Below are 26,913 nucleotides of genomic sequence, written 5' to 3'. Positions count from 1 at the left end.
TGGTATGATGTTCCTAGCCGCCCCTCTTCCCGTAGCCGCCGCCTGTTGGGGTGACCACCGTAAACGCTTCGCCAGGCTCGAGGACGGTGTGGGCCGAGCCGATCAACTCATCGATCTTGCCATCGTTGCGGCGGACGTAGTTGCGGCCGGTCTGACCCGCTTCACCGCCCTTGACGCCGAAAGGCGCCACGCGCCGATGGCCGGAGAGGATGGCGAATTCCAGCTTTTCGCGCGTGCGGATCGTGCGCTGCGTACCGTTACCGGAATTCCACTTACCGCGTCCGCCCGAATTCGGCCGGATGTGGAAATCCTCCAGAACGACGGGGAAACGCGTCTCGAGAATTTCGGGGTCGGTCAGGCGCGAATTGGTCATATGCGTGTGAACGGCATCGGCGCCATTGAAACCCGGGCCCGCCGGCGCACCGGAGCAGATCGTCTCGTAGTACTGATAGGTCTCGTTGCCGAAGGTCAGGTTGTTCATGGTTCCCTGAGCAGCGGCAAGTGCCTCGACCGCGCCGAACAGGCAGTTCGTCACGGCCTGGCTAACCTCGACATTGCCGGCAACGACGGCCGCCGGATATTTCGGCGTCAACATCGTGCCTTCGGGGATGATGATCCGGATCGGCCTCAGGCAGCCGGCATTCATCGGAATATCCGCCTCGACGAGCACGCGGAAGACGTAAAGCACGGCCGCGCGTGTGACCGGCTGCGGCGCATTGAAATTATCCGGGCGCTGCGCCGACGTGCCGGTGAAATCCACCGTTGCCTCGCGCTTGTCCTTGTCGATCGAAATCTTGACGACGATCTTGCAGCCCTGATCCATCTCATAGCTGAATTCGCCATCCGACAGACGGTCGAGAACGCGACGCACGCTTTCGGCCGCATTGTCCTGAACGTGACCCATGTAAGCATCGACGACATCTTCACCGAAGAGCGCGATCATCTTCTTCAGCTCGGCCACGCCCTTTTCGTTGGCGGCGACCTGGGCCTTCAAATCATTGATGTTCTGCGCGAGCGTGCGCACCGGATAGCGCGCGCCAGTCAAAAGCTTCGTAAGTTCCGCCTCACAGAAGCGGCCGCGATCGAGCAGCTTGAAATTGTCGATATAGACGCCTTCTTCCTCGATATGGGTGGCAAGCGGCGACATCGATCCCGGCGAAATTCCGCCGATATCGGCATGATGGCCGCGGCTGGCGACCCAGAAGCGAATGCTCTTGCCGACATCGTCGAAAACCGGCGTGCAGACGGTGAGGTCAGGCAGATGCGTACCGCCGTTATAGGGCGCGTTGATCAGGAAGACGTCGCCCGGATGGATGACGGCATTTTCGCGGATCGCGGTTGCCACGGACGCATCCATCGAGCCCAGATGAACCGGCATGTGCGGCGCATTGGCGACCAGATTGCCTTCGGCGTCAAAGACGGCGCACGAGAAATCCAACCGTTCCTTGATGTTGACCGAATAGGCGGTGTTCTGCAGCGTCATGCCCATCTGCTCGGCGATCGACATGAAGAGATTGTTGAAGATCTCCAACATGACGGGATCGGCCTTGGTGCCGATGGCATTGCGCTCCGGCAGCGCCTTGATGCGCTTGAGGACGATGTGATCCTTGAGCGTCAGCCGCGCCTGCCAGCCGTCCTCGATAACGATCGTCTGGTTCGGCTCGATGATGATGGCCGGGCCGGTCACAGTCTGGCCTGGCTTGATCGCCTGACGCAGGACAACGGCTGCGCCGTGGCTTTCGCCGTTCGAATAGAAGGACGTCTGCCTGGTCGCTTGCGCTTCACCTTCAGCAGCAGCCTCCAGCTCGACTGCAATATCGGCAGCCGCGCCGCCGATGGTTTCGATCTCGACAGCTTCGACGACGAGAGGCTTGTCTTCGGCCACGAAGCCGAAGCGACGCTTGTGCAGCGTCTCGAACTGGCTGCGCAATCGCGCGGGGTCATCGATCTCGGGGAAAGTCGTTTCGACGGCCAGCAGCGTATCGGTGCCGGCGTAGCGGATATGGGCGCGCTGGACCGTCTTGATCTCGACCGTTGCGACGCCCTGCGTTTCCAGTTCGGGCACGCATTCGCCGCGCAATTCGCCGCCGAGTGCCGCGATCGCTTTTGGCGCGGCATCATCGAGGGGAACCCCGAGCGCCTTCTGGCGCGTTGCCCGGATATCGGCAAGCCCCATGCCATAGGCGGAAAGAAGGCCGGACATCGGATGCAGAAGAATGCTCTTCATCCCGAGTGCATCCGCAACCAGGCAGGCATGCTGCCCGCCGGCGCCGCCGAAGCAGTTCAGCGCATAGCGCGTCACGTCATAGCCGCGCTGAACGGAAATCTTCTTGATCGCCTCGACCATGTTGGCAACGGCGATGCGGATGAAGCCGTCCGCGACATCTTCCGGGCTGCGGCCATCGCCGATTTCGGCTGCAAGCGCCGCGAACTTGACGCGCACCGTCTCGACATCCAGCGGCTGATCCTGGTCGGGGCCGAAGATGGAGGGGAAGAATTCCGGCAGGAGCTTGCCGGCCATGACGTTGGCGTCGGTGACGGCAAGCGGGCCGCCATTGCGGTAACAGGCAGGTCCCGGAAAGGCACCGGCCGAATCCGGACCGACGCGGAAACGATCGCCATCGAAATGCAGGATCGAACCACCGCCTGCGGCCACGGTATGGATCAGCATCATCGGCGCGCGCACGCGTACACCGGCGACTTCCGTCTCGAAGGCTCGCTCATATTCGCCGTCGAAATGCGCCACGTCCGTGGAAGTGCCGCCCATGTCGAAGCCGATGACATTGGCAAAGCCTGCCTGTTCGCCGGTTTTGGCAAGACCGACGACGCCGCCCGCAGGGCCAGAGAGAATGGCGTCCTTGCCCTGGAACATGTCGGCAGCGGTCAAACCGCCCGATGACATCATGAACATGACCCGCGCACCGGTGCGCTCGACATCGAGCTCATCGCAGACTTGGCGGATATAGCGCCCGAGTACCGGCGAGAGATAGGCATCGATGACGGCCGTATCGCCACGTCCCACAAGCTTGATGAGCGGCGAAACCTCATGGCTGACGGAGACCTGCTCGAAGCCGAGGGATCGTGCGATCCGGGCGACCGCAGCCTCGTGCGCCGGAAACTTGTAGGCATGCATGAAGACGATGGCGACCGAGCGATAGCCCTTTGCAAGGAGATCGCGCAGCGCCCCTTCTGCAGCCTTTTCGTCCAGAGCAAGCTCCACGGTCCCGTCGGCAAGCACGCGCTCCTCGATCTCGGCGACATCTTCGTAAAGCGCTTCCGGCTTGACGATTTCGGTCGCGAAGATCTTCTTGCGTTCCTGATAGCCGATGCGCAAAGCGTCCCTGAAACCCTTTGTCGTCACCAGGCCAAGACGTTCGCCCTTGCGCTCGAGCAGCGCATTGGTGGCAACCGTTGTGCCCATGCGGACCTCGCCGATCGCACCTTCTGGAACCGGTTCGCCTTTACCGAGACCGAGGTGGAGACGGATACCATGGACGGCCGCATCGCGGTACGCCTCGGGGTTTTCCGAGAGGACTTTACGGGCGTGGAGAGCACCGGACGGATCGCGCCCGACCACGTCGGTAAACGTACCGCCGCGATCGATCCAGAAATCCCAACGACCCGAAATCTTCTCCGACAAACCGGCCTCCCACAGAACGACGCCACTAACAATGATAATATATCGATAAATCGTCGACGTTTTATCGTCAACATGAATTGCTGGGAGCTGATGCGATCAACAGTTTTTGTCCCGCGTGGCGTGCGCGACGGATATCAACTAGTCTTCAAACCGGCCCGTTCCCCTGCGATCCCCCTCGTATTGTCTGGCAAATGGAAATGGCGGCAGCCAGCCTTCACGTCGTGCGGTCCAGAGTTCGTAGGTTGGCAAAAACTGATCCGGAGCATCGAGAGACCCCAGGTTCACCTCGATTTCGTCTTCGCTTTTCGAGAAGACGGACGAACCGCAATGCGGACAGAAAAAGCGGCCAGCATAATCGCGCGTCTCACCTTCGACCGCCACCGCGCCCTCAGGAAAAATCGCGGAAGCGTGAAAAAGGGCACCATGATGCCTGCGGCAATCGAAACAGTGACAAATGCCGACCCGATATGGCCGTCCCGACGCGACAATCCGCACCTTGCCGCACAGGCAGCCTCCCGTAACACGGTCCATCCTGCACCTCCTCCAAGAATAGGCAGGCAGCATGTTACGACAGACCGAACATGCGCTGCAATCACACGCATCTCGACGCGTGCGGCTCGCTCTTTAGACCTCTTGTGATTGGGTTTCGGCCGACAGCGGCGCTTCTAATGCAATCCGCCGACGCCGAGCAAACGCTCGACCGTGTCATGATCCGCGGCCAGAGCCTCGGGCGTCCCCTTCCAGGCAAGCCGCCCGCGCTCCAGGATAATGACGTCGCTAGCGAAATCGAGCGCGCTCTGGATCCTCTGCTCAACAAGCAGGATCGTCATGTCGCCCGCCTTGGCGAGCGTGGCAAAGGCCGCCATCAGTTCCTCGCAAATGACGGGCGCAAGCCCTTCCAACGGCTCGTCCAGAAGCAGGACGGAAGGGCGACCGAGGATCGTGCGTGCGGTCGACAGCATCTGCTGCTCGCCGCCGGACAGCTGTCCGCCAAGGTTGCGACGTCGCTCTTTCAAGCGCGGGAACATGTCATAGGCTTCCTGCAGGGCGCTCTTCGGCCGCCCTTTGAGCCCGACGGACAGATTTTCCTCGACGGTCAGTGTCGGAAAGACGTCGCGCGTCTGCGGTACATAGCCGAGGCCCTGATGGGCGCGGCGGGCGCTGGGCAACCCGGCAATATCGGCCGAACCCAGCCGGATGCGGCCTTCATAGCGCCGGGTCTGGCCGGCGAGTGTGGCAAGCAGCGTGCTCTTGCCCATGCCGTTGCGGCCAAGCACGGCCAGCCGGCCACCGGCCGGGACCGAAAAGGAAACCCCCTCCAGCACGCGCGTCGGACCATAGCCGGCCGACAGATTTTCGACTTCAAGCGGCGTGGCCGGCATTGGCGTAGCTCCCCAGATAGGCTTCGCGCACCCGCGCATCCTCAGTGACGTCTTTCGGCGACCCGTCGAATATGATCGTGCCGGCGGCGAGCACCACCACGCGCTTGGCAAAGCGGAAGACAAGATCCATGTCATGCTCGATCATCAGCACGGCGAGGTCGGCAGGCAGATCGGCAAGCGCCTGCTCGATGCGCCCCGTCTCGCTCTGCGGCACGCCTGCCGCCGGCTCGTCGAGCAATAGAATTTTCGGTTTCAGGGCCATGGCAACGGCGATTTCCAGAAGCCTCTGCTGGCCATAGGCGATCTCGCTGACCTTACGGTGCGCAAGTGCCGTAAGACCGAGCGTGCCGAGCAGCTCGCCCGCCTCGGTCATCACGTCACGCATGGAGAGGAAATTACCGAACATTCGGCCGGAACGGCCGGTCCGCTGCAGGATTGCAAGACCAATATGCTCGGCTGGCGTCATATCCTGAAACAGCCGCGTCACCTGGAAAGAGCGCACCAGCCCGCGCCTGACGCGCCCGATGGCATCAACCTTGTTGACGTTCTGACCGGCGATGCGAACCTCGCCTGAATCCGCGGGCAGATTGCCTGTGACGAGGTTGACGAAACTCGTCTTGCCGGCACCGTTCGGGCCGATCAGGGCAACGCGATCGCCGGGCGCCATCGACAGGCTCACATTGTTTGTCACCGTCAGGCCGCCAAACGCCTTCTTCAGGTTGACGACCTCGAAAATGGCACTCATGTCCGGGCCTCCCGACGACGGGCGAGATAGGCAGCGGCTGTGCCATAGATCCCCTTGGGTGCAAAGAGAACCACCAGTATCAAAAGTGCCCCGACGATGGTCAACCAGTGAAACGGGTTAGCGGCAGAGACATAGTCCTCGAACAGCATGAAGATCACCGTGCCGGCAAGTGCGCCGAACAGAGACCCCGTACCGCCGAGTACAAGCATCACGAGCGCCTCTGCCGATTGCGTGAAAGAGAGACTGTCAAGGCCGACCACCTGGGTGGAGATGGCGTTCAGGGCACCCCCGATACCGGCAACGGCGCCGGAAATCATATACATCTTGATCAGCGCCATCTTCGGCGAAGCTCCCATGGCGCGAATGCGCAAGGGATCCTGCCGAATACCACGACACAACATTCCGAAGGGCGAACGCACGAGAAAGCGCAATAGCACCAGCGCAATCAGCAAGAGCGCGACGCCATAGATGTAGGCCGTGTGTCCGTAGAGATCGAATTCGAAAACGCCGAACAACGGATCCGGCGAGATGCCTGACAAGCCGTCGCTGCCGCCAGTCCAGCTCGAGGCCTTGTTGGCGAATTCATGGAAGAGATAGATGAGAGCGATGGACAGAACGAGTTGCGGCAGACCGTGCGCTCTGAGGATGACGACGCCGCATATAAGGCCGGCGATGGCTCCAGCGACGATGCCGGCAAGTGTCATCAAAAGCGGATCGTTGATGCCGTAATGGGCCGACGCGATGCCGGCGGCATAGGCACCCGCACCGAACAGCGCGGCATGACCGAGCGTTGCCACGCCGCAATATCCCGTGACGAGATCCAGCGAGAGCACGAGAAGCGCAATCGCGATCAATCGAGTCAGGAGAGCAAGATTTTCGGGAAATAGCAGATAGCCGGCGGCAGCCACGACGACGATGACGGCAACTGCAATCAAATCCCGCCCAAATGTGCGATGTCCAATCATCGGCGCGGCCTCTCTTTCAAGGGTCATAGCCATGTTACTTCAGTCTCCCGGCAAAGCCGCGCGGAAATACGCAGACGATGGCGATGACGGCCAGATAGAAGAAAAACTCCCCATATTCCGGCATGAGATAACGGCCTGTCGTATCGACGCAGCCGAGAATGAGACAGGCCAGCAGTGCGCCCGAAATGGAGCCGGCGCCGCCCACGGAAACGACCACGAGGAAAGTGACCATGTAGCGAAGTGCGTAGTAGGGTTCGACGGGCAGCAACTCCGCTCCGACGACCCCGCCGAAGGCAGCAAGGCCGACGGCAACGGCAAAACTGACGGCGTAGACGATTTCCGTCCGCACGCCGAGCGCGGCCGCCATCGAGGCATTATCGACGGAGGCGCGCAGTTTCACGCCGAAAGAGGTCTTCTCGATCAGATACCAGAGCGCCAGCGCGACTACGAGACCGCAGACGATCGCGAAGATACGGTGGGTTCCGATCGTGCGAAAGCCGAGGTCGACCGAGCCCTGCAGGGCACCCGGTAAGGGAATGGTCTTCAAGGTTGGGCCGAAGACGTAGTTTGCGATGCCGATGATGCAAAAAGTGATGCCGATCGTCATCAGCACCTGCGTCAGCTCAGGCGCACCATAAATGCGCCGGTAAAGCAGTCGCTCGATCGGGATCGAGATGATGACGGTACCGACCACCGCCAGCAAGACGGCAACGGCGTAACCAAGACCAAGATCGTGCGCGGCATAAGACGCAATGTAGCCACCGATCATGGCAAAGGCGCCATGGGCCAGATTGACGACGCGCATCAGGCCCATGGTGACGGAAAGGCCGATGGAGATCACGAACAGCACCATGCCGTAAGCCAGGGCATCGACTGCTATGCTGAGCACGGTTTGCATTGAAATCGCTCGTCTGATTGTTGTTGCGCGATGGCTGTCGTCACGCCCCTGAGCGGAGAGTTCCGATCGGGGGCGTGGGTCCAGGCGCGTTTACTTCGCAGCGGCAAGGCCAGGATCGCCCTGCTTTTCGAAGGTTTGGATTTCCTTGTTGTAGTATTTGCCGTCGTCGCCTTTGGCGACTTCGCGCAGATAGATGTTCTGCGTGATATGCCGGCTCTCCGGCTCGATGGTCACGGGGCCGCGCGGGCTAACCCAGGACAGACCCTTCACTGCATCGACTGCTTTCTGCGCATTCTGCTTGCCGCCGGTTGCCTCGATCATCTTGTAGATGACATGCATGCCGTCGAACGCACCAACGGCCGGGAAGGTCAGCTCGGCGGGATTGCCGATCGCCTTGTCGGCGGCGGCGACAAAGGCCTTGTTCTCGGGAGAGTCGTGGGAAACCGCGTAGTGGAAGGTCGTCTGCATGCCGAGCGCGGCGTCGCCGAGCGCCGGGAGGTCGGACTCCTGTGTCAGGTCGCCAGGCGCGAACAACTTGATACCTGCCGTCTTCAAGCCATTCTCGTTAAAGGCTTTGACGAAGCCAAGCGTCGTCGGGCCGGATGGCAGGAAGGCAAACACGCCCTGTGCACCGGAATCCTTGATGCGCTGCATGATCGGACTGAAGTCGTTGGCCGAAAGCGGCATGCGGATCGCTTGAACGACCTCACCGCCCTGTTTCTCAAAACCCGCTTTGAAAGCATTTTCGGCATCGACACCCGGACCATAATCGCTGACGACGGAGATGACCTTCTTCACACCCGCGTCAGAGGCGACCTTGGCGATCGGCGTCGACGTCTGCCAGGTCGTGAAGGATGTGCGCACGACAAGCGGGCTCTTCGTGACGATCGCCGAAGTCGCGGCATTGAAGATCACCATTGGCACGTTCGCCTGCTTGAGGATCGGCGTTACGGCCATCGCGTCCGGCGTAAAGTAGAAGCCGGCAAGATACTGCACATGCTCCTTGACGACGAGCTCCTGGGCAAGCGACTTTGATTGAGCCGGATCAGCGGCCGGCAAGTCGCGGTAAACCACCTCCACCTCGTCATTGCCAACCGTCTTGCCGTTCATTGCCATATAGGCGTCGATACCGGCCTTGAAGTTCTTGCCCTGCAAGGCGAACGGACCGGAAAATGGACCGATGACACCGACCTTGATGGTATCGGCGTAGGCAGCACCACCCAGAGCGACTGCCGCGATGGCGGCCAAGACAAAGCGTTTCATTTTTCTCCTCCCGGCAGTCGTTCCCGCACCGCCCTTGATCGTTCAAAATCTGATCACCACCAATTTCCCATAGGAAATGGTAATGTAAAATGAAATAAAGGTCACCATCCATACCCATACGGTTATGAATTATACCATCAGCCTATCCCGCTGACGTCCCCAAGCGTTTGATCGACCCGATTAAATGCTCGGCATGGCGCAGCGAGGCCGCCGTCGCTACGACCATAGGCGGCAGCAGCAGCCATTCCAACGTCCAGGCGGCGCCGGAGCGTTCCTGTTCATGGATGAGCGATTGATGAATGCCCGAAAGCTGCACGGCATTGAAACGGGCAAGCGTGACAAGCGTTTCTGCAGCAACCGGATTTTGCTTGTGCGGCATGGCTGAGGAACCACCGCCGCCCGAAAGCTCGATCTCGTCGCCGGCTTGCGCCAAAAGCGCAATGTCCTGACCGATCTTCCCGAGGCTGCCTGAAATCATCGATAGCAATCCGGCCAGTTCGGCAATACGCGCCCGCTGGCTTTGCCACTGTGGTTCATCCGTCAAGCCGAGCGCCTGCGCCAGCGAGTTTCTGATTTCCGACGCCTTGGGCCCGAGCTTTTCCAGCGTCCCGGCAGCACCGCCGAACTGCAGCGGAAAGCTCTCCTGTGTCAGTCGATCCCGATATTGATCAAGCGGGTGCCGCCATGCGCTCAGACGGTCGGAAACCGTGATTGGAATGGCCGCCTGCATTCGAGTATGCGCCATCAATCCATGCGAACCGAACCGCTCATCCAATTTGGAAAGCGCCGACGATGTGGCGAAGAGACGTCCGGCAAGGATGAAAGCAGCGGCCTTCAACCGCAGCATCAAGCTGGTGTCGATGACGTCCTGGCTGGTCGCGCCAAAATGGACATGCTGCGCAAAATCCCCGCCGACCGCCTTGCGCAATTGCCTGATAAGTTCGGGCACGACGACACCATCGGAAGCCGTTGCTGTCTTCAGGCTCTGCGGATCCGGCTCGAAACTGCTGCAGACCTCGGCAATATGGACTGCGGCATCCTGCGGCACGATGCCGTGCCCGGCCTCCGCTTTGGCAAGCGCGGCTTCGAAGGCGAGCATGGCGCGAATATCAGCCTTGGCGGAAAAGTAACCGGCAATCTCCTCGTCGCCGAGGAGACCTGACAGAAATGGATGATCGAAAGGTGAAACACTCATAGGTTATATATCGAAGAAAACCGTTTCCTTGTCGCCCTGCAAGTGGACATCGAAGGTGTAGATGGAGCCTTCCTTGCTGGCAATCAGGGTCGCAACGCGATCGCGATGCTCGATACGCTGAAGCAAAGGATCTTCTGCATTGGCAGCGGTCTCTTCGGGAAAATACAGGCGCGTGTGAAGGCCGATATTGATGCCGCGCGCCACGATCCAGATTGTGATGTGCGGCGCCATCTTGCGGCCATCCTTGAAAGGCACGCGACCGGGTTTGATGGTCTCGAAACGGAATGTGCCGTCGGTGGAATTGGTCGGGCAGCGCCCCCAGCCTGTGAAATTCGGATCGGCCGAGCCGCGCAGTTCCGACGGGCTATTGTAAAGCCCGGCGCTGTCGGCCTGCCAGATTTCGAGAACGGCGTCCTTGACCAGGCCGCCGGCACCATCGAAAATGCGGCCGCTCACAGTAATGCGCTCGCCAAGCGTCTTGTCGTTGACCATGACGGAACCGAGGTCGGTTTCGTAGACGCCACCAATCTCGCTGTGGTTCGGCGTCAGGCCGATGTGGACATAAGGGCCTGCCGTCTGCGATGGCGTTTCCTTGAGATAGCCGAGTTCCTGTACCATCAATTGCCCTCCAGCCGGTTTTCGAACAGGGTCGAACGGCGACCGCGCAGCACGATATCGAATTTATAGGCACGGGCATCCATCGGGATGGTATTGCCCCAGTCGAGCGGCGCAATCAGCTGCTCGATAGCCTGTTTGTCGGGGATCGTCCCGACGATCGGACATTTCCAGATCATCGGATCGCCCTCGAAATACATTTGGGTGATCAGACGCTGCGCGAATCCATGACCGAAGACGGAGAAGTGGATGTGTGCCGGCCGCCAGTCGTTGACGCCGTTTGGCCAGGGATAGGCACCGGGACGGATGGTGCGGAAGGCATATCGTCCTTCATCATCGGTGATGGCCCGACCGCAGCCGCCGAAATTCGGATCGATGGCAGCGAGATAGGTTTCCTTTTTGTGGCGATAGCGGCCGCCTGCATTGGCCTGCCAGAACTCGAGCAACACGCCCGGCACCGGCCGACCACGCTCATCGAGCACGCGGCCATGCACGATGATCCGCTCGCCGATGGCGCTTTCGCCGGGCTTCGCAAAGTTATGGATCAAATCGTTATCGAGCTCGCTGAGTATCGAATGGCCAAAGACCGGGCCGGTGATCTCGGAGACCGTGCCGTCGAGCGACAGCAGCGCGCGCTGCGGCGACCGTAATACCGAAGTCTTGTATCCCGGTGCGAAGGCCGGCGGATGCCAGGCGCGGTCTCTCGCGAAAAAGGCGCCCGTCTCGGGCTTGCTATTGCTTCTATCGGACATGTCTGCCTCGCTTCATGCCGCCTGTTCGGCGTCTATCTGTTCGAAAACCTGCTTGGCGATCTTGATCGCGTGATTGGCCGCGGGCACGCCCGCATAGATCGCCACATGCAAGAGCGCCTCGCAGATATCGTCGCGCGTCGCGCCAGTGTTGCGCGTTGCGCGCACATGCATGGCCACTTCATCGTCCTGGCCGAGCGCCGCCAGAAGAGCGATCGTCACGATGGAGCGCTCACGCCGACTAAGCGTCGGGCGGGACCAGACATGTCCCCAGGCGGCCTCCGTGATCAGCTCCTGAAATGGCTGATCGAATTCCGTCACGCTCTGTTGGGCACGATCGACATGGCTGTCGCCGAGCACGGAGCGGCGTGTGGCCATACCCTGCAAATAACGCTCGGACGGCACGGTAGGGTCGTTCATCAGGCTTGTTCTCCATGCAGGACGACGTCGATGAAGGCACGGATCACTTCGGTCAACGCCTCGGGTTGTTCGACGCACGGGATATGACCGGCGTCCTTGATCACTTCATAGCGCGCATTCGGAATGAGCTTGGCCGTCGAAAGCACCAGATCCGGCGGCGTCGAACCATCCTGATCGCCGACGACGCAGATCGTCGGCACGGCGATCCTGGCGGCTGCTTCAGTCAGATCAGCATCGCGAAGGGCAGCACATGTGGCAGCGTATCCCGCAGCCGGCTGGCGGGTCAGCATGTTGCAGTATCCGGCGAAGGCGACGTTCTCGGGACGTCTGAACGCAGGCGTGAACCAGCGCTCCATGACCGCGTCGACGATGGATTCGATGCCTTCAGCCTCGACCTGCGCGATACGGGCATTCCAGCTTTCGGCCGTACCGATCTTATGGGCGGTATCGCAGAGGATCAGGGCACGCACCAGATCCGGGCGACGCTGATACAGCGACTGCGCGACCAACCCGCCGACAGACAAGCCGCAGATGATGGCGCTCTTCACCGAAAGGAAATCGAGCAGCCCGGCAAGATCGGTTGCGTGATCCTCGATGGCATAAGGCATCTGCCCGAGATCGGAAAGGCCATGGCCGCGCTTGTCGTAGAGCACAATGGCAAAATCGCCCGCCAGCCGCACGATTACATCGCGCCAGATCCGAAAATCCGTGCCGAGCGAATTGGCAAAGACAAGCACCGGCTTGTCGGCGGGGCCACCGATAATCTGGTAGTGAATGCTGACGTCGTTGATGCGGGCAAACTGCACTGGAAATCTCCTCGAGGCGAGATTGTATCTATAATCCGGTTAGGTAAAATGATATTTCTTGGCTCTACGATAACTCTAGGGTTATGATTGAGCATGCTCGACGCACGCATCAAGTTCCGCCATCTGCAAACCTTTGTCGAGGTTGCACGCCAGAAAAGCGTGATCAAGGCGGCAGGACTGCTGAACATCAGCCAGCCGGCAGTCACCAAGACGATCCGCGAGCTCGAAGAGGCGCTTGGCGTCACCGTTTTCGAACGCGACGGGCGCGGCATCCGAATTACCCGATACGGCGAGGTCTTTCTCCGCCACGCGGGCGCGGCTCTGACCGCCCTCAGACAAGGTCTTGATTCCGTATCGCAGGAGCGTTCCGGCGAGGCGCCGCCGATCCGCGTCGGCGCGCTGCCCACGGTTTCGACACGGATCATGCCGCGGGCGATGGACCTGTTTCTCAAGGAAGAGACCTGGAGCCGCATCAAGATCGTCACTGGCGAAAACGCGGTCCTTCTCGAGCAGTTGCGTATTGGCGATCTCGATCTCGTCGTTGGCCGACTTGCGAGCCCCGAAAACATGACGGGTTTTTCCTTCGAACATCTTTACTCCGAACAAGTGGTTTTTGCCGTGAGGGCAGGCCACCCTTTGCTATCCGACCAGCAATCACTGTTTTCCGACCTCAACCGCTACACAATCCTGATGCCGACGCGCGGGTCGATCATCCGTCCCTTTGTCGAAAGCTTTCTGATCGCCAACGGCGCCGGCGGATTGCCCAACCAGATCGAGACGGTTTCCGACTCGTTCGGCCGCGCCTTCGTACGATCGAGCGACGCCATCTGGATCATCTCGGCCGGTGTTGTGGCCACCGACGTCAACGACGGGTTGCTAGCGCTCCTGCCGATCGACACCAGCGAGACGAAGGGGCCGGTCGGATTGACGGTGCGCACAGATGCCATCCCCACCCTTCCCTTGTCGATCCTGATGCAGACGATCCGCGAAGCGGCCCGCGAGATCTCCGAGAAGCTCTAACGCAGGCTCAGAACGGCAAACCGACATAATTCTCGGCAAGTGCTGTCGATGCGGCACGGGAATGGGTGAGATAATCGAGCTCGGCTTCCTGGATCTTCTGGTCGAAATCGTTGGTGTCGGGAAAGCGATGCATCATGGTCGTCATCCACCAGGAAAAGCGTACGGCCTTCCAGACCCGAGCAAGCGCCTGCGCGGAGTATGCTTCCAATCCAGCATCGGAACGATCTCGATAATGCTCGGCAAGGCCCGAAAACAGGTAATGCACGTCGCTGGCTGCCAGATTAAGTCCCTTGGCGCCGGTCGGCGGGACGATATGAGCGGCATCTCCAACGAGGAAGAGACGGCCGAAGCGCATGGGTTCCGCCACGAAAGAGCGCAGCGGCGCGATCGATTTTTCGAAAGACGGCGCCGTGACCAACGCCTCTGCATGATGAGCCGGCAGGCGTCGGCGCAGCTCGTCCCAGAAGCGGTCATCGCTCCAGTCCTCGACCTTCTCGTCCAGCGGACACTGAATATAATAGCGGCTTCGCGTCATCGACCGCATGGAGCATAAGGCAAAGCCGCGGGGATGATTGGCATAGATCAGCTCGTGGTTGACGGGCGCCACTTCCGCCAGCACACCGAGCCAGCCGAAGGGATAGACCTTCTCGAAGCTGCGAACCGCCTTTTCCGGAATCGATTTCCGACTGACGCCGTGAAAGCCATCGCAACCGGCAATGAAATCGCAATCAATTCGGCGGGAAACGCCGTCCGTCTCGTAGGTCAGATAGGGCGTATCGCCCTCGAAGTCGTGCGGCTGGACGTTGGCAGCGTGATAGATGGTCGTCGCGCCGCTTTCCTCGCGTCGCGCCATCAGGTCGCGCGTCATTTCCGTCTGACCGTAGATGACGACCCGCTTGCCGCCTGTCAGCCCATGAAGGTCGATGCGATGATCGCGCCCGTCGAAGGCGAGCGAGAAGCCGTCATGCGGCAAGCCCTCTTCATGCAGCCGGACGCTGGACTTCGCCTGATCCAGCAGCCGGACGGTGCCTTCCTCGAGAACGCCGGCACGCACGCGGCCGAGGATATAGTCCTTGCCGACGCGATCCAGAATGACATTGTCGATGCCGGCCTCCGTCAATAGCTGCCCGAGCAGCAGCCCGGACGGCCCAGACCCGATAATGGCGACTTGAGTGCGCATCGTCTCCTCCCATGCGTCTGACTTGCTTCAAGTCTCTCCGGCGCCTTGTCGATCCGCAATGGACATTTCGGTCAAGAAATTGCACAAATCGGACATGGCGAGGGAGGGCAGCCATGAGCAAGATCGTGCCGACCTACGAGCTTTATGGGGAAAATACCGGCAGAAAGCCGGATTTCTGGCTGCATTGCGAGACCATTCCTTCCCGTAGCAGCCTTCATCACTGGGAGATCCGGCCCCATAGACACGAGAGTTTCTTTCAGATCTTGTACATAGACGCCGGATCCGGAGATGCCGTCTTTGATGGTTTTGCCAACGCGATTGTCCCGCCCGCCATCATTACCGTGCCACCCAAACTCAATCACGGCTTCCGATTTTCGCGTGACATAGACGGTTTCGTCATCACGGTGTTGGTCTCTCATCTGAAAGCTTCTCCGGGCGACCGCAGCAGGCTGGGAACATGGCTTGCCGATCCGCGCCTGACTTTGCTCGACGTCCGCAACGACGATGCCGCATATGTCGCAAGTACGCTGAAACGCCTTGGCGAAGAGTTTGCCAGCAACCGCAATGGCCGCAACGACCTGCTCGACGCGTATTTGACCTCGGCCCTGCTAGTGACTGCACGCATCGCTCAAAAAGCCGACGAAGACTTACATTCCGGCGATGAGACGGAACGTCGGATGGAGCTGTTGCAGGGCTTGATCCAGCGTCACTTTCGCTCGCACAAATCGGCCGCATTCTATGCCGAAAGCCTGGGCATATCGCTGGCGCATCTCAGCCGCATCGTGCGCAGCCGCACCGGCCATGGGGCACACGAGCTGATCGCGCGCAAGCTGCTGGATGAGGCCAAGCGCGAACTCGTCTTCACCTTCGCGACCGTCCAGGAAATCAGCTATCGCCTCGGCTTTGCCGATCCGGCCTATTTCTCGCGCTTCTTCGTCAAGCAGACAGGCCGGACGCCGCGTGCCTGGCGCATCGAGGAAAGGGAAAGGCTGGGAATGTGATGGTTACGGCAACACCAGTCGAAGCGCCTTCTGTGTCTCCCTCAGCAACGGCAGGAACCGCTCTGCCATATCCGAGGCGGCGACATAGGCGGCGGGAGCGCCGATGTTAATCGCCGCCACTGTCTGGCCGCGATCGTTTTCCACTGGCACGGCAATCGAACAAAGGCCTATTTCCAGCTCCTGATCGATGACGGCGTATCCCTGCTCTCTCACCCGGCGAAACTCCGCCATCAGTTCCTCGGGATCGGTTTTGGTGTTCGGGGTGTTGGCTTTGAGGTCGGTCCTTTCCAGCACTGCGCGCGCCTCGCTTTCCGGCAATGCGGACAACAGAACACGCCCCATGGAGGCGCAGAAGGCAGGAAGGCGGCTTCCGGGTGTCAGATTGATGGACATCACCCGGCGCTGCGACGCGCGGGCAATATAGACGACGGCTGTCCCATCGAGCACCGAGGCCGAAGCGTTTTGCCCCGCACGTTCGGAAAGCTGATCGAGGTGCGGCTGGATGACCATCGGCAGCGGGGTAGCGGCAAGATAGGCATGGCCAAGTCGAAGGATCTTCGGCGTCAGCGTGAAGAATTTCCCGTCAAAAACAGCATAGCCAAGCTCGGAGAGCGTCAACAGCGACCGGCGAACCGTGGCGCGGTCAAGCTCTGTCAGCTTCGAGGCCTCGGCAATGGTCAGGCGCTGCCGCGTTTCACCGAAGGCTTCGATGACTTTCAACCCTCTGGCAAAGCCGCTGACGAAGTCTGTTTCACGCATCGTATATCTCCAGCTTCAGATCATTTTGTGCGATATATGAACAAATGTCAAATATCGCACAAATTTATTGACGATTTCGGGCTGAAGGCGCTTATTGGCGCTCACCAAGACAGCATTTGACGAGGAGGTCCTATGGCGAAGATCCAGTCGCTTTCGCAGGCTGTGGCAGAGAATGTGCGGGACGGCGATACGGTCGCCATGGAGGGGTTCACCCACCTCATTCCTTACGCCGCCGGCCATGAAGTCATCCGCCAGGGCAAGAAAGATCTCTTTCTGATCCGTATGACGCCGGATATTCTCTACGATCAGCTGATCGGTGTCGGCGCGGCCAGAGGCATGAAATTCTCCTGGGGCGGCAACCCCGGCGTCGGCTCGCTGCATCGTTTCCGCGACGCCGTCGAGAACCAGTGGCCGCGGCCACTTGCGATCGAGGAGCATTCGCACGCCGCCATGGCCAACGCCTATGAGGCCGGCGCCGCGAACCTGCCCTTCGCGATGCTGCGCGGCTATATCGGTGCCGACCTGCCCAAGGTCAACCCGAACATCAAGAGCATCACCTGCCCGTTCACCGGTGAAGTTCTTGCCGCCGTTCCGGCCATTCGGCCTGATGTCACCATCATCCATGCGCTACGCGCTGACCGGAAGGGCAACGTACTGCTGGAAGGCATCGTCGGCGTTCAGAAGGAGGCAGTGCTTGCCGCCAAGCGCTCGATCGTCACCGTCGAAGAAATTGTCGACGAGCTGAAGCCGTCTTCACCCAATTCCGTCGTCCTGCCGACCTGGGCGGTGACGGCGGTTGCAGCCGTGCCCGGAGGCGCCTTCCCCTCCTACGCTCAGGGCTATTACAAGCGCTCCAACGCCTTCTATATAGCCTGGGACGAAATCGCCCGCGATCGCGACAGTTTCCAGGCCTGGATCGATGAACATGTGATGAAGGCCGGTCCGGAGGACTTTGCCAAGAACACCGGCAAGGCGGCTTGAGGAGATCAAGATGAGCGATTTTACGCCCACAGAAATGATGACGATTGCGGCCGCTCGCGCGCTGACCAATGACGATGTCTGCTTCGTCGGCATCGGCGCACCGTCTGCCGCCTGCAACGTGGCGCGGCTCACCCATGCGCCCGATATTACCCTGATCTACGAGAGCGGCACGGTTGGAACCAAGCCCGACGTGCTACCCCTTTCGATCGGCGACGGCGAGCTTTGCGATACGGCTCTCTTCACCGTCTCCGTGCCAGAGATGTTCCGCTATTGGCTGCAGGGCGGCCGTATCACCACAGGCTTCCTCGGCGGCGCGCAGATCGACAGATTTGCCAATCTGAACACGACCGTCGTCGGCCCCTACGATCACCCCAAGGTTCGCCTGCCGGGCGGCGGCGGCGCACCGGAAATCGCCAGCAACTGCGGCCAGATCTTCATCACCATGGCGCTGTCCAAGCGCGGCTTCGTCGAGAAATTGCCCTTCATAACCTCGATGGGTCATGGCGAAGGTGGCAATCATCGCGAACGCCTGGGCATGAAGACGAAAGGGCCGACTCGCATTATTACCGATCTCTGCGTTCTCGAACCTGATCCGGTCACCAAGGAATTGACTGTCATGTCGATCCATAAGGGTGTAAGCCGCGAGCAGATTTCGGAGAATTGCGGTTGGGCGATCAAGTTTGCCGAAGAGGTGATCGAAACCCCGCCACCGGCCGAGACCGAACTATCCGTCCTGCGCGACATCAACGCGCGCACCAAGAAAGCCCATGAGGCAGCCTGATGACCGAAGCCTTTATCTGTGACTACATCCGTACCCCGATCGGCCGTTTCGGCGGATCGCTTTCCTCCGTGCGCGCCGACGATCTCGGCGCGGTGCCGCTGAAGGCGCTGATCGAGCGCAACGGCTCGGTCGATTGGGACGCCGTCGAAGACGTGATCTATGGATGCGCCAACCAGGCGGGCGAAGACAATCGCAACGTCGCGCGCATGGCAGGCCTCTTGGCCGGACTGCCAATTTCAGTACCCGGCACAACGATCAATCGCCTCTGCGGCTCTGGCATGGATGCGGTCATCTCCGCTGCTCGGGCAATTCGCGCCGGTGAAGCCGAGTTGATGATCGCAGGCGGCGTCGAGAGCATGTCGCGGGCACCCTTCGTTATACCGAAGGCGGAGAGCGCCTTTTCGCGCAACGCCGAAATCTACGACACCACCATCGGCTGGCGCTTCATCAACCCCTTGATGAAAAAGCAGTATGGCGTCGACTCCATGCCGGAAACCGGTGAAAACGTTGCCGAGGACTACAAGGTTACTCGCGAAGATCAGGACGCATTTGCCGTTCGCTCGCAGGCGAAGGCAGCAGCTGCACAGGAAAGCGGCAGGCTTTCCAAGGAAATCACCTCGGTCACGATCCCGCAGCGCAAGGGCGACCCGATCGTCGTCGGCAAGGATGAGCATCCGCGCGCAACGACGATGGAAGCGCTTGCCAAACTCGGCACGCCCTTCAAGAAGGAAGGCGGCACAGTGACGGCCGGCAATGCTTCCGGCGTCAACGATGGCGCTGCAGCACTCATCATCGCCTCCGAAGCCGCCGCAAAGAAATACGGCCTGACGCCCATTGCCCGCATTCTCGGTGGCGCTGCGGCCGGCGTGCCGCCGCGCATCATGGGTATCGGCCCCGTCCCCGCCTCGCGCAAGCTTATGGCCCGGCTCGGCATGCGCCAGGAACAATTCGACGTCGTCGAACTCAACGAGGCCTTCGCATCGCAGGGGCTTGCCGTGCTGCGCGAGCTTGGCATCGCCGATGATGACGCGCGCGTCAATCGAAACGGCGGCGCGATCGCACTCGGCCATCCCCTTGGCATGTCCGGCGCTCGCATCGCCGGCACCGCCGCTCTTGAACTGCAAGAAACCGGTGGACGTTATTCGCTGTCGACCATGTGCATCGGCGTCGGTCAGGGCATTGCCATCGCGCTCGAACGCGTCTGATTTTCCGATAATCTTTGGCCCGTCGCTCGAGCGGCAATGGGCCATTATCGCTACAGGGCCTCAAAAGCCTGATCGATCAAAGCGATAATTAGCGACGTCATCGGGAACGGCAGAGGCTTTGGCGCGTTTTCCTGCTTGCTCAGTGGGATTGATCCATGCCGTCACGCCAGAATTTTTTTAAGTCTTTTCCGTTCGCTAGCCCTATCCTCCTCATTGCCTTCACCCTTTCGCTCTCGTTCGCGCAAGTTGCTTTCGCTGCCGAAGGGCAAAAGGCAAGCCATCCCTCCGAAGGCCTGTTCCTGATACAGATCGTGCTGCTTGTCGTATCGGGCAGACTGCTGGGCGAACTGATGGTGCGCATCGGCCAGCCCTCGATCATGGGCCAAATCATCGCCGGCATCATTCTCGGCCCGTCTCTTTTCGGCCTGATCTTCCCGCATGCACAAGCAAGCCTCTTCCCGTCCAACGAAGGTCAAAAGAGCATGGCCGATGCAGTCGGTCAGCTGGGCATTCTGTTTCTCTTGCTGCTCGCCGGCATGGAAACCGATCTGGGCCTGGCAAAACGCCTGCGCAAGTCGGCGGCGGGAGTCTCGCTCACCGGTATCGTCATTCCCTTTGCGGCCGGCTTCGCTCTGGGCGAACTCATTCCCGACTGGCTGCTTCCTGACCCCGAAAAGCGCTTGGTCACCTCTCTTTTTCTCGGCACCGCGCTTTCCATCTCTTCCGTGAAGATCGTAGCTTCCGTCGTGCGCGAGATGGATTTCATGCGGCGCAACATCGGCCAGCTGATCGTCGCGTCCGCTATTATTGACGATACCGTCGGATGGGTCATCATTGCGGTCACCTTCGGGTTGGCGGAAAAAGGTACGGTCGATCTGACGACGCTTGCCACCAGCGTGCTTGGCACGCTCGCTTTCATGGCCGTCAGTTTTACGGTCGGACGACGGATCGTTTTCGAGATCATCCGCTGGACCAACGACAATTTCCGCAGCGACCTGCCGGTGCTCAGCGCCATAATTGCCATCATGGGCGCGATGGCAATCATCACCAATCTCATCGGCGTCCATACCGTGCTGGGCGCCTTCGTTGCCGGCATCCTCGTCGGTGAATCACCGATCCTCACGCGTCAGATCGATGTACAGCTTCGCGCCCTGACCACGGCGCTATTCATGCCCGTCTTCTTCGGGCTGACCGGCCTGCAAACCGACCTGACCGTGCTTGCCGACCCTTCGATCCTGCTCTTGACGGCCGCCGTCGTTATCATCGCCAGCATCGGCAAGTTCGGCGGCGCCTTTGCCGCCGCCAAACTCAGCGGCTATTCGATGTCGGAAGCCCTTGCGCTCGGCTGCGGCATGAATGCGCGAGGTTCGACGGAAGTGATTGTCGCAACGATCGGCCTTTCCGTTGGCGTTCTCGATGAAAAACTCTTCTCCGTCATTGTGGCCATGGCCGTCATCACGACAATGGCCATGCCACCGACGTTGCGCTGGGCGCTGGCGCGACTGCCGTTGCGCGAGGAGGAGCGCGATCGCCTTGAGCGAGAACAGTTCGAAAGCGAAAGTTTCCTCGTCAATTTCGAGCGCATCCTGCTGACCGTGGATGGTTCGCAGAGCAGTCGCCTAGCAACCTGGCTCGCCGCCTTCTTTGCGGTGACGCGCAAAATGCCCGTCACCGTGCTGGATGTGCGTGAAGCCGACGGTACTGAACCTGCGCCGGAAACGGCAGCGCCACAAGCCAAGGCGTCGAATGGCCGTATTGCCGCCGACGAGCTGCGCCAATGCGCGACCGATCTGCTGACATCGACGGCGTCCGAGACGGACATGGCGACAGAAGGCGATATCCATGTCACGGTTCGCGAGAAAAACGATAAACTCGAGACCATGCTCGGCGACATGTCGGGCACTGGTCACGATCTTCTTTTCACCGGTGTCGAACCGTCGATGGGAGACGACGGACGTTTCAGCGACGCGCTGCAGGAGATGACATCGGCGTTCAAGGGAACGTCTGCGATCGTCACGGCGCGAGGAGCCCTTCCCGATCGACCACATGATCTGCGTATCCTGTTGCCCGTCAGCGGCACGGAGCGCTCCGTCAGGGCAGCCGAATTCGGCCTGGCGATTGCCAAGGCAACGAACGCCCATTGCGCGCTGCTGCTCATCGTCGAGCCAAGACAGGCCAGAGCCATTCCACGCATCAGCGATCGCGGCAGCGACGATTTCGATGTCTTCAAGACGGTAGGCGCGATCGCCGATTATTATGGCGTGGAGATCGAAAAGGTCGTTCAGCAGGGGCCGTCTCCCGAGCTTTCGATCCTGCGGCATGCGCGCAGCGGCAAATACAATCTGATTGTGCTCGGTGTGAGCAAACGCGCGAGCGGCAGCCTTTCCTATGGCAGTGTCGCGGACACACTCCTTCAGACCGCCGACAGATCCTGCATCTTCATCGAGACCGATCTGGCAAATGGCACCATAGTCCCCGGCTAGGCGGAAGTGTTTGCACTGGCTTGCCAGCTACGGTCACGGAGGAAGAAGCCTTTTCAAAATCAAGGATGTTACACCAACCCTGACGGGTCGGCTCACATCCGAAACCGGCCATCATCACGAGCCGCTGGTTGCCTGGGTGAAAATTCTCGCTGCCGCTTCGAAGCCGATGGCAAAGCGACGATCACCACGGTCCAGCGCGATGGGAATAACTTCATACAAGCAATAAAAGCCCTGAATGGCTGCTAGCTCCTGGAGCAGGCGCCCAGCAACTACAGCTGGGCGGCGATTGCCGCCTTGTCTATGATCGACCAGACGTTCCTGATCCGGCCGTCCTGAAATTCGTAGAAGACATTTTCCGTAAACTGCACCCTCTTGCCATTAACCGGCAGGTCAAACAGCGCGGCCTTCGGCGTGCAATCGAAATGCAGTCGGCTGGCGATCCGCGGCGGTTCGCAAACCAGCAGGCGGATATCAAAGTGGAGATCGGGGATGGCGCGAAAATCGCCCTCGAGCATCTCCCGATAGCCCGACAGACCGATATGGCTGCCATTGTATTGCACATCGTCATGGACGAACTTGGCCAGATTCGACCAGTCTTGTCCGTTCAGGCAGGCAATATAACCTCTATAGGTGTCCGAAAGATCCACGCTTGGCATGGGGGCTCTCCTTCAACCGCGGGACGGCGCAGCAGCGTTCAGGCCGACGCCTGTAAACGATGGCGTCCTGTCTGCCTGACGGCGATCGGATGCTTGAGCGGCGGCGCCGGCCGGCCGATATGGTAGCCTTGAACGGCATCGATGCCAAAGGATTTTACGAGATCGAGCTGCTCTTCGTTTTCCACACCCTCGACGAGAATGCGATGACCGCGGTTGCGAACCAGACCGATAATATCCTCGAGCAAAACCTTGGCACCGGCGCTGTTGGCGGCGTCATGAAGGAAGGACTTGTCTATCTTGACGGTCTCGAACTCCATCAGGCGCAGCCAGGAAAGACCCGCAAAACCGGTCCCGAAGTCGTCGAGCCAGAATTTGATACCCAGCTGTTTGAGATCCTGAATGCTGCCGAGGACATCCGGGCGGATTTCCATATCGACGCCTTCCGTGATCTCGAACGCCACTCGATGCCCTGAGACGCCCGTCTCGGCAAGAATGGAAGCAACCTGCGCGGCAAAACCGGGAGCGCGCAGCTGGATCGGGGAAACATTGATGGTTACCGTATCGACGATATCGCGGATCAGCAATTCGCAACAGGCTCTTCTGATGGCCCAGTATCCGAGCTCGATGATGGCGCCAGTCCGCTCCGCAATCGGAATGAAGACGCCGGGGGACGAACTCGATCCATCAAGCAACTGCAGGCGCATCAGAGCCTCGTAAGCCCCGATCTCTCCAGTCTGCAGATATTGAATGGGTTGATAGACCAGCGAGACAAGGTTCTGCTGGATGGCGATCTTCAAGATGGCTGCGATGTTCTCGCTCGCATCGCCACCCGGCAGCTCGTTCGGGTCGAACACTCGCGTGCAATTGCGGCCGCTCGCCTTTGCGGAATACAGCGCCCGATCCGCCTCGTTGATCACATTCTCCAGCTTGCCGCCGGGGACGTCCCTGGTGACCGTCGCGCCGACGCTGACGGTCACATGTCCGAAGCCGTCAAGCCGCTGGGCATGCATGATGTCGAGAGCCTCGATGCCACGGCAGATAGATTCGGCCAGCGCCAGCGCCTCGGAGCTTTTCTCCACTTCGAGGATGACGATAAACTCCTCGCCACCGTAGCGACCGACAGTCGCGCCCAGCGGGGCAACAATATCTGCCAACGCGTTGGCAACCGTGACCAGGCAGTGGTCCCCTTCCTGATGGCCGTAATAATCGTTGTACTTCTTGAAGAAATCGACATCGACAAGCAGAACGGCAAACGTGACGCCGTCCTGGCGCCAACGCTCCCAAAACTGCTTCAGCCTGATATCGGCTGCTCTTCGATTTTCCATGCCGGTGAGCGAATCCGTAATCGACAGACGCAGCAGCGCCTCGCCGCGTTCCGCGGCCTGGCGTTGTTGCAGCTCCGCCTCCCGGGCATTGAGGAAGACGCTGAAACGTTCCTTGTTCAGCTTCCAGTTCACATAGGAGGTGAAGACGAAACAGCAGAGATAGAAGGTCGTGAAGGCGAGGCTGTAGGGCGCGCTATAATGGAATTCCAAAAGCGAGAGCAGGAAGGTGACGAAAATCAGACCCGAAGAGACGATTGCCAAACCGAATTCGAGGCTGAAGAACAGATTGACGCCCATCATGAAGATGGCCCCGAAGGCCGCATAATAGGAAAAAGCCTCGGCATTCGAGGTCTGCAGCGCCGGCACAAGCCACACGACGTAGCCCAAGACGACGGCCGCGGCGCAGGTGGCTTCGAGCTCGCCGGCACGACGGTTGCGCGCGAACTGGAGTTCCAAAACGAGGAGTGCGGTACCGCCGATCAGAAACCGCGCCGGGATCGTTATGTCCGAGACGTCCGGAATAAAGACCAGGTCAGTGAACAGGAAGAGCACATAAACAGGCACGGCAAGCCACAGGCCGCTGCGCGCAAGCGTGCGGCGAGCTTCGTTTCCATAGTCTTTATAAAGAGTACGAAGTCCGGCAGCGCCGCTCGTCGAGCGCGCTTTCTCTCGGCCGGGTTCGCTTCCTCTCCATAGTCGACGCATATTCACCATTACCCGAGTTAGCCAAGACTTCATGTCTACCGCACTTGCGTCGCTCGACTGGACAAAATCCCGCGCTTCACCAGGCCGCCAATTTGGTCCGTTTGATACCGACAGCGTTGCAATAGTGACGTTAACAAAACCATAGCGCTCACATTTTATGTGCGATATGGTTTTCATAGTCTTCACGGAATCATTTAAAATTGAAACAATTTCAAACTGCTCTCGATGGCTATAGCCTTGTCACGTCCCAATCTATCTCGGACCACACGAGATCGACGGTCGGTGACCTTGCAACCGATCAGATTAAGGAGGGCGAGGCCGAACTCGCCCTCATTCTATCGCTGACACAGCAGGCGTTTGACGCAAACGCGCCGGTTCCGGGCCTTATGAAAGCCCTGACGGAGCGTTTGCAGATACTGAAGAGCAAGTCGACACCGCTCACCTGGGCGCATCTTGCCTCTCTGGCGCAAGCTCATCCCGTTGCATCCTTCCTGCTTCAGGATCCGCTGACCCGTTGGTCTTTCGAAAAGCCCCGCGGCTATAGTGGCGACGCCCAACTGCTTGATTTCATTTATGAACATCCAGCGGTCGCCGCGCAGGTGAAAGAAGCCTCTCCGCTTGGTACCGAGGTCTACAATTTCACCAAGCAGTCTCCATCGGCGGTCGCCGTCAGGGAAAGGCGTGCTCTTCTGGCCGCCCATGTCGACACCGTTGCTGCGGACACTGAGAATGCGGAGATACTGGCAATCGCCGCCGGCCATCTTCGCGAGGCCGAGCGCTCCGAGGCTCTGAAGGGTGACCGGCTCAAGCGATGGGTCGCGCTGGACCAGGATCCGATCAGCGTGGGCACCGTGAGTTCCAATTTCCACGGCAGCTGCATCGAGGCGGTGAACGGCTCCGTTCGCACCATTCTGGGACGGGCGCAGAAGCTTGGGACGTTCGATTTTATCTATGCAGCTGGTCTTTACGACTATCTTGCCGAAAGCGTCGCCGTGAAATTGACGGAGCGCTGCCTGCAGATGCTAAAGCCGGGCGGCAAATTCCTGCTGGCAAATTTCGCGCAGGATATCGGCGTCGAAGGTTACATGGAGACCTTCATGAACTGGCCGTTGATCTGGCGAACGGACAAGGAAGTCTGGTCGATCATCGACAAGGTCCAGCATCCGATCGCAGAAAAATCGGTGACACGCGGCGAAAATGGCGGCGTAATCTACGCGATGCTGACTGTCTGATATGGCAGATTACCCTGATCGGCCGGAGTGCTTAGCGGCACGGTCGGTCGGGGCTTGAACGTGCTACGCGGCAATACTTGAGATCGAGGCAATTGCGCGCCGCGCTGTGTTTTTTGTGCCCTGCTGGATCAGGCAAGGTGTGACGCCAAGCAGCGCGGTAGCATTGCATCCGCCCTGTTGGATGGTCCTGAAATTGATCGGCAACGGGTACGTCTGTCGGTGACGGGCGATCAACAGCAGAAATGACGCCTAAGCGCTGGACGGCAGGGAAGAGCGTATGCCCTCCCCTGCTCCCAGCTTTTCCGGGCCGGCCTTGTTTTTATGAAGCTCCGCGCCGGATCGATCTTTTCTGCCGCTTACAGCTTCCACCCATTCAAACCGATGGGTGGACGTTATCGTCAAACTATTGCGCATCAGCGCCATGATCGTTCGCATCCGCGCCGGCTCAATTGAACTGGCGCAGATGCGGCGGCAGGAAACGCGGAGAACCAAGGCTTCCTTCGCGCTCCGGAAGACCGATATCCCGAAGCTGATGGTTCGATAGCTCGTATAGCTGATTGCGAGTCTGACGCTGCCGCCAGACAACGAACAGAAGGGCGCGCGCGGTCCTCCACGCACCGAATTTTTGGTACAGGTCATCGATCGTCGCCGTTAGGGTATCGGCAACCAGTAATTGTGATTGAGTCATTGCGTTTCCTGGCGTGCTCTCGCAGCCAAGTCCTCTTGAAGCTCGACCGGCTTCAGGAGCGGGCACGTTCCGGACGCGCCAAATCATCCCGTTAGCAAGTCAATATAGGTTTGAAAGAAATGCGCCTGAACGGCTGCAAATAAGGCTTTTTGGCCTTAAATGAATGCTCGTCGTGCGTTCGGTGCGTCACACACCTGCGCAGGAGAGATCATTCCGCCG

24 protein-coding genes are annotated in these 26,913 nt (G+C 59.8%); 7 read left to right on the top strand and 17 right to left on the bottom strand.

Translation table 11 applies throughout. The features are described 5' to 3' along the window. Positions 1-13 precede the first annotated feature (13 nt). The 12 genes from HGP17_RS15910 to pcaD form a co-directional block, all read right to left on the bottom strand. Positions 14-3,640: a hydantoinase B/oxoprolinase family protein gene (locus tag HGP17_RS15910; protein WP_168810584.1), complete on the bottom strand. Its 3,627-nt coding sequence runs from the start codon at positions 3,638-3,640 to the stop codon at positions 14-16. A gap of 138 nt (positions 3,641-3,778) precedes the next feature. Beyond that, complete coding sequence (locus tag HGP17_RS15905) at positions 3,779-4,171, bottom strand: GFA family protein (protein ID WP_168810582.1); 393 nt, start codon at positions 4,169-4,171, stop codon at positions 3,779-3,781. A gap of 134 nt (positions 4,172-4,305) precedes the next feature. Beyond that, a complete protein-coding gene (locus tag HGP17_RS15900) occupies positions 4,306-5,022 on the bottom strand; it encodes an ABC transporter ATP-binding protein (protein WP_168810580.1) in 717 nt (238 codons plus the stop codon). Continuing rightward, the gene (locus HGP17_RS15895; RefSeq protein ID WP_168810578.1) at positions 5,003-5,767 is read right to left on the bottom strand and encodes an ABC transporter ATP-binding protein; all 765 of its coding nucleotides are present in this window, start codon (positions 5,765-5,767) and stop codon (positions 5,003-5,005) included. Before HGP17_RS15895 ends, HGP17_RS15900 begins: the two co-directional genes overlap by 20 nt. Continuing rightward, positions 5,764-6,765 (bottom strand): branched-chain amino acid ABC transporter permease, encoded by a 1,002-nt coding sequence (locus HGP17_RS15890; RefSeq protein WP_168810576.1) that lies wholly within the window; start codon positions 6,763-6,765, stop codon positions 5,764-5,766. The genes HGP17_RS15895 and HGP17_RS15890 overlap by 4 nt, the downstream gene beginning before the upstream one ends. Before the next feature lies 1 nt (position 6,766). Beyond that, a complete protein-coding gene (locus tag HGP17_RS15885) occupies positions 6,767-7,630 on the bottom strand; it encodes a branched-chain amino acid ABC transporter permease (protein ID WP_168810574.1) in 864 nt (287 codons plus the stop codon). Between the two features lie 90 nt (positions 7,631-7,720). Next, positions 7,721-8,893 carry an ABC transporter substrate-binding protein gene (locus HGP17_RS15880; RefSeq protein ID WP_168810572.1) on the bottom strand — a complete coding sequence of 391 codons (1,173 nt, stop codon included), beginning with the start codon at positions 8,891-8,893 and terminating at the stop codon, positions 7,721-7,723. Between the two features lie 142 nt (positions 8,894-9,035). Further along, positions 9,036-10,088, bottom strand: coding sequence for a 3-carboxy-cis,cis-muconate cycloisomerase (locus HGP17_RS15875; protein WP_168810570.1), 1,053 nt, complete (start codon positions 10,086-10,088; stop codon positions 9,036-9,038). Positions 10,089-10,091: 3 nt separating this feature from the next. After that, the gene (pcaG, locus tag HGP17_RS15870; RefSeq protein WP_168810568.1) at positions 10,092-10,706 is read right to left on the bottom strand and encodes a protocatechuate 3,4-dioxygenase subunit alpha; all 615 of its coding nucleotides are present in this window, start codon (positions 10,704-10,706) and stop codon (positions 10,092-10,094) included. Continuing rightward, positions 10,706-11,455, bottom strand: a complete 750-nt coding sequence (gene pcaH, locus HGP17_RS15865) for a protocatechuate 3,4-dioxygenase subunit beta (protein WP_168810566.1) — start codon at positions 11,453-11,455, stop codon at positions 10,706-10,708. The genes pcaG and pcaH overlap by 1 nt, the downstream gene beginning before the upstream one ends. A gap of 12 nt (positions 11,456-11,467) precedes the next feature. Continuing rightward, positions 11,468-11,872, bottom strand: a complete 405-nt coding sequence (gene pcaC, locus HGP17_RS15860) for a 4-carboxymuconolactone decarboxylase (protein WP_168810564.1) — start codon at positions 11,870-11,872, stop codon at positions 11,468-11,470. After that, positions 11,872-12,678 carry a 3-oxoadipate enol-lactonase gene (gene pcaD, locus HGP17_RS15855; protein WP_168810562.1) on the bottom strand — a complete coding sequence of 269 codons (807 nt, stop codon included), beginning with the start codon at positions 12,676-12,678 and terminating at the stop codon, positions 11,872-11,874. The genes pcaC and pcaD overlap by 1 nt, the downstream gene beginning before the upstream one ends. A 93-nt stretch (positions 12,679-12,771) precedes the next feature. On the opposite strand from pcaD, the gene pcaQ reads away from it, so the two are divergent. Further along, complete coding sequence (gene pcaQ, locus HGP17_RS15850; protein WP_168810560.1) at positions 12,772-13,698, top strand: pca operon transcription factor PcaQ; 927 nt, start codon at positions 12,772-12,774, stop codon at positions 13,696-13,698. A gap of 7 nt (positions 13,699-13,705) precedes the next feature. On the opposite strand, the gene pobA is transcribed toward pcaQ, so the two are convergent. Beyond that, positions 13,706-14,878, bottom strand: coding sequence for a 4-hydroxybenzoate 3-monooxygenase (pobA, locus tag HGP17_RS15845; RefSeq protein ID WP_168810558.1), 1,173 nt, complete (start codon positions 14,876-14,878; stop codon positions 13,706-13,708). A 113-nt stretch (positions 14,879-14,991) separates the two neighbouring features. On the opposite strand from pobA, the gene HGP17_RS15840 reads away from it, so the two are divergent. Further along, on the top strand, positions 14,992-15,879 hold the full coding sequence (locus HGP17_RS15840) for a helix-turn-helix domain-containing protein (RefSeq protein WP_168810556.1): 888 nt from the start codon (positions 14,992-14,994) through the stop codon (positions 15,877-15,879). 3 nt (positions 15,880-15,882) lie between these two features. On the opposite strand, the gene HGP17_RS15835 is transcribed toward HGP17_RS15840, so the two are convergent. Continuing rightward, the gene (locus HGP17_RS15835) at positions 15,883-16,638 is read right to left on the bottom strand and encodes an IclR family transcriptional regulator (protein WP_168810554.1); all 756 of its coding nucleotides are present in this window, start codon (positions 16,636-16,638) and stop codon (positions 15,883-15,885) included. Positions 16,639-16,770: 132 nt separating this feature from the next. Between HGP17_RS15835 and HGP17_RS15830 the strand changes: the two genes are divergently transcribed. The 4 genes from HGP17_RS15830 (at position 16,771) to HGP17_RS15815 (ending at position 22,088) form a co-directional block, all read left to right on the top strand. Further along, on the top strand, positions 16,771-17,619 hold the full coding sequence (locus tag HGP17_RS15830) for a CoA transferase subunit A (protein WP_168810552.1): 849 nt from the start codon (positions 16,771-16,773) through the stop codon (positions 17,617-17,619). Positions 17,620-17,629: 10 nt separating this feature from the next. Continuing rightward, the gene (locus HGP17_RS15825) at positions 17,630-18,400 is read left to right on the top strand and encodes a CoA-transferase subunit beta (protein WP_168810550.1); all 771 of its coding nucleotides are present in this window, start codon (positions 17,630-17,632) and stop codon (positions 18,398-18,400) included. Beyond that, complete coding sequence (gene pcaF / locus HGP17_RS15820) at positions 18,400-19,605, top strand: 3-oxoadipyl-CoA thiolase (RefSeq protein ID WP_168810549.1); 1,206 nt, start codon at positions 18,400-18,402, stop codon at positions 19,603-19,605. The genes HGP17_RS15825 and pcaF overlap by 1 nt, the downstream gene beginning before the upstream one ends. 155 nt (positions 19,606-19,760) lie before the next feature. Next, positions 19,761-22,088, top strand: coding sequence for a cation:proton antiporter (locus HGP17_RS15815; RefSeq protein ID WP_168810546.1), 2,328 nt, complete (start codon positions 19,761-19,763; stop codon positions 22,086-22,088). Between the two features lie 269 nt (positions 22,089-22,357). Here HGP17_RS15815 and HGP17_RS15810 read toward each other — a convergent pair whose 3' ends face one another. After that, positions 22,358-22,744 (bottom strand): ester cyclase, encoded by a 387-nt coding sequence (locus tag HGP17_RS15810; RefSeq protein WP_168810544.1) that lies wholly within the window; start codon positions 22,742-22,744, stop codon positions 22,358-22,360. Between the two features lie 38 nt (positions 22,745-22,782). Further along, on the bottom strand, positions 22,783-24,783 hold the full coding sequence (locus HGP17_RS15805; RefSeq protein WP_246704118.1) for an EAL domain-containing protein: 2,001 nt from the start codon (positions 24,781-24,783) through the stop codon (positions 22,783-22,785). Between the two features lie 191 nt (positions 24,784-24,974). On the opposite strand from HGP17_RS15805, the gene HGP17_RS15800 reads away from it, so the two are divergent. Then, a complete protein-coding gene (locus tag HGP17_RS15800; RefSeq protein ID WP_168810540.1) occupies positions 24,975-26,006 on the top strand; it encodes a class I SAM-dependent methyltransferase in 1,032 nt (343 codons plus the stop codon). Between the two features lie 445 nt (positions 26,007-26,451). On the opposite strand, the gene HGP17_RS15795 is transcribed toward HGP17_RS15800, so the two are convergent. Next, positions 26,452-26,694 carry a DUF1127 domain-containing protein gene (locus HGP17_RS15795; protein WP_168810538.1) on the bottom strand — a complete coding sequence of 81 codons (243 nt, stop codon included), beginning with the start codon at positions 26,692-26,694 and terminating at the stop codon, positions 26,452-26,454. Positions 26,695-26,913: the final 219 nt, after the last annotated feature.

Source organism: Rhizobium sp. P38BS-XIX, from assembly GCF_012641435.1.
In the GTDB taxonomy this organism is placed as follows: domain Bacteria; phylum Pseudomonadota; class Alphaproteobacteria; order Rhizobiales; family Rhizobiaceae; genus Rhizobium.
The sequence above is the reverse complement of the archived record's forward strand: the minus strand, read 5'-3'. Positions and strand labels throughout refer to the sequence as shown.